Genomic DNA, 1,460 nt, shown 5'->3' with positions numbered 1-1,460 from the left:
TCCAGGCAGAGGGCGAAAAGAAGTCCCAGATTCTGGTTGCAGAAGGTGAGAAGGAATCCAAGATCCTGAAGGCTGAAGCAGAAAAGCAGTCCGAGATTCTCAAGGCTGAGGCAGAAAAGCAGGCGCTGATCCTCCGTGCGGACGCTGTCCGGGAACAGAAGGTTCTGGAGGCAACCGGTGAAGCCCAGGCAATTGAAATGGTACAGAAGGCGCTGGCGGACAGTATCGTAAAGCTGAACCAGGCAGCCCCCAACGATCAGGTCATCAAGCTGAAATCCCTGGAGGCATTTGCAAAGGCAGCGGATGGCAAGGCAACCAAGCTGATCATCCCCAGCGAGATCCAGGGGCTGGCAGGCATGGCTGGCAGTCTCAAGGAAATCATCAAGGAACAGTAATAGCAGGTACAGCAAAAGCCGGAGGAGCAAGGTTCTCTGCTGGTGAGACAGAAAAAATCAAATTTCTTGGAACAGGCATGATTTCGGTCATGCCTGTTTCGCTTTTAGTAGGGCGTGTTGACACTAAGATAATATGCAGATTTTCGAGCATAAATTTTACATAGACAATGCAAAAAGTCGCAGGCATGCTGTTGCCTTAACGCAGGATGCGTGAAATTTTGCTGAAAAGATGCGTTGTTAGGCTTAATGTCAACACGACCTAGTTCATCCACCATCGACTATGGTTCACTGAGAAAAAGACAACGCTTTTGCATACACTGCCGGTGGTTAGATTTTGTTCCATGCTTACTCCATTTCCAGCATCCGGGCAAGATAGCTGTCCGGCTGGGCAAGCAGCTCTGCAAAGCTGCCCTGTTGCTGAATCTTCCCGTTTTCCACCACGATGACATGATCCGCACTGCGGATGGTGCTGATCCGATGGGCAATCAGCAGCACGGTGATATGCTTGTCCAGATTCCGCAGCACCTGCCGGATGAGATATTCGTTTTCATAGTCCAGGGATGCGGTAGCTTCGTCCAGCACCAGCAGTGCCGGATCCGAAGCCAATGCCCGGGCAAGCACGATCCGCTGTCGCTCTCCCCCGGACAGCCGCACTCCCCGATCCCCTACAAAGGTATCCATCCCCTGGGGCAGCCTCTGTACAAAGTCCCATGCCTGGGCACGCTGCAACGCCCGGATCAGCTGCTCCTCGGTCAGCTCCGGATGGAACCGAAGGATGTTTTCCCGGACGGTACCGTTCAGCAGCAGTGGCTCCTGGGGCACATAGCTGATGCATTTGCGCCATGCGTCCATGCGCTCCGGCGTCAAGGGCGTGTCATCGATCCGGATCTGTCCGGCGGAAGGGGTCAGAAAGCCGGTAATCAGATCCACCAGAGTGCTTTTCCCGGCACCGGAGCGTCCCACCAGCGCTGTCACCCGGCATGCAGGCACCGACAGCTCCAGATGCTCCATCAGTGGAGCGTCCGCCCCCTCATAGGCAAAGGATACGTCCGAAAGCCGGATCTA

The 1,460-nt window shown here is 54.7% G+C and carries 2 protein-coding genes; one reads left to right on the top strand and one right to left on the bottom strand.

Features of this window, described 5'->3' with window-relative positions; all coding sequences use genetic code 11:
- Positions 1-395 (top strand): SPFH domain-containing protein (locus QVO51_RS09465; RefSeq protein ID WP_369677912.1); only part of this gene is annotated, 395 nt, incomplete at its 5' end.
- Positions 396-740: 345 nt separating this feature from the next.
- Here the strand turns inward: QVO51_RS09465 and QVO51_RS09460 are convergent.
- Positions 741-1,406, bottom strand: coding sequence for an ABC transporter ATP-binding protein (locus QVO51_RS09460; RefSeq protein ID WP_022358199.1), 666 nt, complete (start codon positions 1,404-1,406; stop codon positions 741-743).
- Positions 1,407-1,460: the final 54 nt, after the last annotated feature.

The sequence above is a fragment of the Ruminococcus sp. CAG:379 genome, assembly GCF_000434255.1.
GTDB classification, from domain to species: domain Bacteria; phylum Bacillota; class Clostridia; order Oscillospirales; family Ruminococcaceae; genus Ruminococcus_F; species Ruminococcus_F champanellensis.
Note: the sequence above shows the minus strand (reverse complement) of the source record. Positions and strands in the feature narration are given on the sequence as shown.